Origin of the sequence: Microvirga sp. HBU67558 (assembly GCF_018069605.1) — a bacterium.
In the GTDB taxonomy this organism is placed as follows: domain Bacteria; phylum Pseudomonadota; class Alphaproteobacteria; order Rhizobiales; family Beijerinckiaceae; genus Microvirga; species Microvirga terrae.
Genome location: NZ_JAGPUP010000382.1, coordinates 1 through 5667, shown reverse-complemented (window position 1 = coordinate 5667; position 5667 = coordinate 1). Strand labels below are relative to the sequence as shown.

General features: G+C 58.1%; 8 protein-coding genes and 1 pseudogene. 3 read left to right on the top strand and 6 right to left on the bottom strand.

Going from position 1 to position 5667, the window contains the following annotated elements:
- Positions 1–327: pseudogene (locus KBI52_RS02385) on the bottom strand (hypothetical protein); the annotation flags it as partial.
- 86 nt (positions 328–413) lie between these two features.
- Between KBI52_RS02385 and KBI52_RS02380 the strand changes: the two are divergent.
- On the top strand, positions 414–941 hold the full coding sequence (locus tag KBI52_RS02380) for a GNAT family N-acetyltransferase (RefSeq protein ID WP_210805084.1): 528 nt from the start codon (positions 414–416) through the stop codon (positions 939–941).
- A 23-nt stretch (positions 942–964) separates the two neighbouring features.
- On the opposite strand, the gene KBI52_RS02375 is transcribed toward KBI52_RS02380, so the two are convergent.
- Positions 965–1345: a VOC family protein gene (locus tag KBI52_RS02375; protein WP_210805082.1), complete on the bottom strand. Its 381-nt coding sequence runs from the start codon at positions 1343–1345 to the stop codon at positions 965–967.
- A 349-nt stretch (positions 1346–1694) separates the two neighbouring features.
- Between KBI52_RS02375 and KBI52_RS33370 the strand changes: the two genes are divergently transcribed.
- Positions 1695–1817, top strand: coding sequence for a hypothetical protein (locus KBI52_RS33370; protein ID WP_256439452.1), 123 nt, complete (start codon positions 1695–1697; stop codon positions 1815–1817).
- A 24-nt stretch (positions 1818–1841) separates the two neighbouring features.
- Here the strand turns inward: KBI52_RS33370 and KBI52_RS02370 are convergent, their stop codons facing one another.
- From KBI52_RS02370 to KBI52_RS02355, 4 genes are all read right to left on the bottom strand, one after another.
- Positions 1842–2450 (bottom strand): hypothetical protein, encoded by a 609-nt coding sequence (locus KBI52_RS02370; RefSeq protein ID WP_210805080.1) that lies wholly within the window; start codon positions 2448–2450, stop codon positions 1842–1844.
- 149 nt (positions 2451–2599) lie between these two features.
- Positions 2600–3175: a YdeI family protein gene (locus KBI52_RS02365; protein WP_210805078.1), complete on the bottom strand. Its 576-nt coding sequence runs from the start codon at positions 3173–3175 to the stop codon at positions 2600–2602.
- A gap of 104 nt (positions 3176–3279) precedes the next feature.
- On the bottom strand, positions 3280–3945 hold the full coding sequence (locus KBI52_RS02360) for a ParA family protein (protein ID WP_210805076.1): 666 nt from the start codon (positions 3943–3945) through the stop codon (positions 3280–3282).
- A gap of 687 nt (positions 3946–4632) precedes the next feature.
- The gene (locus KBI52_RS02355) at positions 4633–5148 is read right to left on the bottom strand and encodes a 3'-5' exonuclease (protein WP_210805074.1); all 516 of its coding nucleotides are present in this window, start codon (positions 5146–5148) and stop codon (positions 4633–4635) included.
- A 188-nt stretch (positions 5149–5336) separates the two neighbouring features.
- Here KBI52_RS02355 and KBI52_RS02350 point away from each other — a divergent pair, with 188 nt between their 5' ends.
- Positions 5337–5552 (top strand): hypothetical protein, encoded by a 216-nt coding sequence (locus tag KBI52_RS02350; protein WP_210805072.1) that lies wholly within the window; start codon positions 5337–5339, stop codon positions 5550–5552.
- Positions 5553–5667 lie beyond the last annotated feature (115 nt).

Here is a 5667-nt window from a genome sequence, read left to right as displayed (position 1 = left end):
CTGGACGTTGTGCTCATGTCCGAGACCCTGCCATAGGCCCCGGATCTTGCCAACTTGACAGTACCTTTCTGAAGCAGCTTGGAGCTGGCTATAGTGTGCCTGATCCAGAGGATAAGCCACAATCAGATACTCCCCTGTGGCCTCCGCAATCTGGGTCTCGATACGCCGCAAGGCGACCTGGATCCTCGTACCGAGAGGGGCATCATCCGGAGCGTCGTGATCGTCGCCATCAATGAAGACGGCATTAGGCAGAAGATCTGCCAGGGCCCGGCCGACCGAGGATTTACCGCTGTTGATTGGGCCGTTGAGGTGGATGACAGTCAACATTGTAGGTTTTTTATCGCGGTCACTCGCATTCCAGAAAGGGCATTCTGCGAATTACAATCGCGATCCTGATCCAAGTAGGTTTCGAGATGCGTGAGATCCTGTCCACTCCGCGACTAATTCTCAGAGAAATCACCCCGGCCGACCTCCCTGACCTCTATCGCACTTATGGCGACCGGGAGTGCATGCAGTTCTATCCCGCGCCGAAAACGTATCCTGAGACCCAGGCGTGGTTTCAGGAACTTGCCTTCGACAGCTACGCCAACAACGGGTTTGGCCTCTGGGCTGTCATCAGCCGAGACACAGGCGATTTGATCGGAGATTGTGGGCTCACCCTCCAGAACACACCAGCCGGCCAGGAGCCAGAGGTGGGCTACCATCTTTGGCGCGGGTATTGGCATCAGGGATTGGCTACGGAGGCCGCCCGCGCATGTGTCCGGTTCGGGATAGAGATCCTCCAGATGCCTCGGGTGGTAAGCATCACGAGCCCTGAAAACCTGCCTTCTCAAAAGGTGGCTGAGAGGGTTCATCAGAGGCGGGAGGTGTTCACCAAAGTCAGCCGAACCAGTGGGCAAGAGATTCTTCGGTATCTCTATATCACTGACGCTGATGCCTAATGCCATGAGCGGCCTTATCGGAATCAGGTTGTCGTTTGAACCCTCCAAGGCGGGTTGAGGCGATTTTCACCTGCCCGATACAGGATGATCCGGTTTCCCGATGGGTCGAAGAGTTCCGTCTCACGCCAGAGCCAGCTTTTGTCCTCTGGTTCCGAGGCAAACTGCAGGCCTGCCGCCTTCAATCGTTTGACGGTCCCATCCAAGTCGTCACACTCAAAATAGACAGTCGTCCCCCGCCCCGGCTGGTCTCCCTGATCCAGGGAGAATGTGCTCTCCCCATCAGGACAATAAAACCGAGCATAGTGCGGGCGTGCGTCGACGATCGGAACGAGGCCAATGGTGCAATAAAAGTCCCATGCTGGATCCAGGTTGACGGCCGTAACAGTAACTTGGTTCAGCCTCATGAGTTCACCGCTCTGAATGTCTCGCCTGCTACACTCTAACCGCTACGCTTCCCTTTAGGAATTGGGTTCGACGCTGATCAACCCGTTCGGGAGTGACATCTCTAACGGGCGCAGTCAGTGACTTGTCTAACGGGTTCTGACATGCGCGCCGCTTCAGGGCCAGAACGGAAGGGAGGGGAATAGATCCCATAGCTGCTTCCGGGGGATCCTCGGCCAGCCAAAGATCCGCCTGACGCCGGCATAGAGACCCAAGAGTGCAAGGGATATCGGCGCGAAGGCCAACAGCGCCAGGAACAAATCGTCGGTGAGAACAGCGACACCCGCCGAGGACACAAGTGCCAGGAGCGCAATGATCAAAGCAGCTCCGCTGCTATTGTTTGGCAGCCTGACCTTCGGTCCGGTGACCTGTTTTGTGAATTGCGGCATCACGATCCCCATGCCCGATCCAGAACTGTCTACTCAGGTTCCGTAAACGGCCTTCTCGGAATCCAGCAGTTCAATTCGTGAGTATCAAAAGGCATTTTCCAAAAGCGTACGCGCAGGACAGGCCGCCGATGACAATCCACCCATTGTACTCTCGACGCTGGCCCTCGGCCTGGCTCTGAAAGGGCCATCCCCCGAGATCAAACCGGAAAGTTGGCTTGCGGGCTTCATATTGTTCGGGGGTTAATCCCATGCGCTTTGCTGCGTGTGTCTCGATCTTCTTCGATGCCTTGTCGGCCAACCACATCCAAGCGCGCAGCACACATAGGCCCACTCCCATCAGACCAACAAGCACAACGGCTAATCTGATGTCCGGCTTTAGGTAGTAGACCCAAGCCAAGACGCCGGTGATGGCACTGCCGGTGATCAGGAGCCAGAGCCATTTCTGGCGCTTTGAACGTGCCGATCGCCATCCCCATACAATCCCGCTTCCTGCTGGCACGATCGCTAGCGAAATCATCGCATTAGAAAAGCGGACAAAACCCTCATACCCTCGCGCCTGATAGACCAGAGACCCGTAATAGGCGAAAAGTCCGGTAATGAAGGCTGCTCCAGCCACAGAGGCAAACGTGAATATCCTTCTGTGTTTGCGGGCCAGGTTCTCGTCGCTAGCGTAAGTCATCGAACACCCAAACTTGCCCTACTTCCGCTGAGGGGCTCGACGCCGAAGGAGCCCATTGGATCAGTTGAGCACCTAAACAACATCTATCCCTGGTATAGTGGCTAGCGGACCATTCCATAAACGCCTTCTCGAAATTAGGCGTGTGCACCTCAGTAAAATCGCTCGCCACGTTCAAGCTGCGCGAGGATCTGAGCCATTCTTTTCGCTCGGGTCTCAGGTCGTTTCGCCGTTTGGAGGCGATAGTAGATCGGATAAAGATTTTTGCGGTCGAGCGTCTCGAAGAACGCCTTGGCTTCCGGCATCGTCTCCAGCGCATCGAGGAAGTCTTGCGGGATCACCATCGCCGCCGATCCTGCATAAGCGGCGTCCCAGCGCCCATCTGCCTTTGCGGCATCGACATGCGCCAGCCCAGCAGGCGCCATTAGCCCTTCCGCGATGAGCCGAGTTGCATGCTCGCGGTTCTTCGCTGACCAGTTTGACCTCGGCTTCCTCGGGGTAAGTCGCTGGAGGAAAGAGGCGGCATCGAACGATTGCCTCTGGCCGTCGATCCAGCCGAACCGGATCGCCTCCACAACACAGTCAGTCCAAGTCACGGACGGACGGCCAGAACCGGCCTTGAAGATCTGGACCCAAAGCTCGCTACTGTTGTCGTGATGCTCCGCCAGCCAATTACCCAGCTCTCGCGCGTCTCGAAACGCCATTGAGGTGCGCAGTTTCTCAGCCATGCCTTAGAGTAGCTACTGATATCCGGTTTGGAAGCAGCGAGCTCACAAACATGAGCGCCCCAAGGGCGCCCATTCCAAGCTCCTGATTGGCTTGTCCGTGCCGCTCAGGCCGATTGAGCCTGGGTGCCCGACATCTCCTTCATAGCGTCAAAGCTCCTTGTGAGCGCCCGCCAGAGGCTGCCGATCTCCTCCGATTCCGCTGACCCGGCACTGAACTCGCCAACACCGGCTCCATGGGCCAGGGAAAGCGACAACTCAGGGCGATGGGTGATCTGACCCGACCATGTGGGAACGTCGAGCGCCTGCATCGCTCCTCTGGCATCCGCCACCATCGGATCCTCCGAGCCGTTCTTGGCCGGCGCAGCGTTGATCACCACCGCATAAGGCTTCTTGAGTTCACGGCAAACCTTGATCGTGGCTTGAACAGCATCGACATCGAACAGCCCCGGGCGCATCGGGATCACCACGAGATCCGCGTGCCAGATCGCCTCGGCGACGGGAGTCTCTGCATTGGGCGGCGTGTCGATCAAAACCCATTCGGCCCCGGCGCGCCGCGCCTTCGTCAGGGTGGCCGCAAGATGCTTGGTGCCGATGTGAAGCCCAAGATCCCGTGTGCCCCGGACCCGGTGCCAAAGGGCCAGAGACCCCTGCGGATCCGCGTCAATCAGGAGCGTCGGCCGAGAATTCTCAGCCATGTAGCTCCCCAGTTGCGCGGCCAGAGTGCTCTTTCCAGAACCGCCCTTGCGGGACGCAAAAACCACGACATTCATGCCATTTCCCCCAGACTTGATCAGGCAAAGAATCGTGGCTGAGGATGGTTAACAGAGCCTTTATCGCTCGGCGGACAGCAAAACGCCCTCACCGAGGGGTCCGATCAGACCTCCGGCTGAGGGCGGTTGGAGCCCCGGCCAAGGAAATCGGGTGGATCCTCGACCAGGGCGTATGCGGCTCAAGGAGGCTGAAACCGCACAAGCCAACCTTGGCCGTTCAACCGTGGCAATTTTATGGGCCGCCTACTCGCGATACGCCCGGCGAAACTTTTTACGAGAATTGTCTTTTTCCCGACAGACTGCGGCGAACGAACCTGATTGAGTGGCCAGAACCGGTCTATCTGCCCCTACGGCCGGATCCTTAAAGCGCCCGCTGAAACGACGGGCGCTTCTCTTTTTCCGCCCTTGCACCCTGTCCCTGGATCGTCACCACGCCATCTGCCACGAAATCCAGCCTGACACGGTCGGTTCGCTCCAGGACGACCGATAGGATACCGGGCTGCAGGAAGGCAGGCCTCTGGCCCGTCGGACCGGGCACAACCCTCGGCCCATTGTCATTGGATGGCGCTGGCGGCGTCTGCCGCCTGTCGATCTGTCGCTTGCACATAACCTTCCCCTCACCCCTGCAGGAAGATTGTCAGACGAAGATTGCGTGAGGGTTTCACATTCTGTGCAACAGCCCTTTTGTCAGAGCCGCACCGCCGGGGTGAGTTTCAGAAACAAATGGGCTGCCAACAGGGCGTCGTTCAACGCATCGTGCGCGTCACGCAGGTGAGCAACGCTGATGCCTGCTTGTGAACAAGCATGGCGAAGTTTGCCGGGCAAACCCGAACGCTTCGCCAGAGCCATGGTGCAGAAGAAGCGATCTCGGGGATAACTCGGTTGTAATGCACGCTCGAACTCTCGTTTGAGAGTGTTGTATTCGTAGGCATAGTTGTGAGCGACAATCGTATCATCACCCACAAACTCCATGAGGTCGTGAACAACTTCCTCAAAGTGAGGCTCATTTTCTAGATCAGCCAGCGAAATTCGATGCACCGCATAGCAGAACGGGCTCATGGCTGAGCGTGGCTTGACCCTCCGGATAAACGAGCGCGGGGAGATCGTCCCGCCAATGACCTCAACAGCGGCGATTTCAATGACGTGATCGTACGATTGGGCGGTTTCGACGTCGATGACGACGTGTCGGTGTAAGGGATTCATTGTTCAATATTAGATGTGGTTCTTAACTGACCGGAGGAGCGCGACTGCCAGATAGCTGATTTGCGGCAATGCTAGGGCAGCAGCGGTCCGGGCGCCAGCATGTGGACGCTGTGGCAAGCCTCGCGCAAGCTTAACCTGCTAGCAAGATCCTCGGCGCACTGTGCCCGCTCCACGGAAGGAGACGGCACATGAGCGAATCGCATCAGCGCGACCACGGCCCAGTCATTGAGGAGCAGCTCGTCCGGGCAGTGCACATCCTGGCCGACATCGTCGAGGCCAGCGGCCCGGCGTTCCGCCCGCTGTACCAGGACCTGCGGCAACAGCTGTCCGATCTACGCGTGCGGCAGCAGGCCGAAGCCGCCGCCAAGGCCAGAGCCGCTCAGGGCGACACCAAGGTGGCTTAAAGGATCAGGAAGCTCTCCCAATGAGCCAAAGGAACGACAAACCCCAAAAGGGTACTGTCAAGTTGGCAAGATCCGGGGCCTATGGCAGGGTCTCGGACATGAGCACAACGTCCAG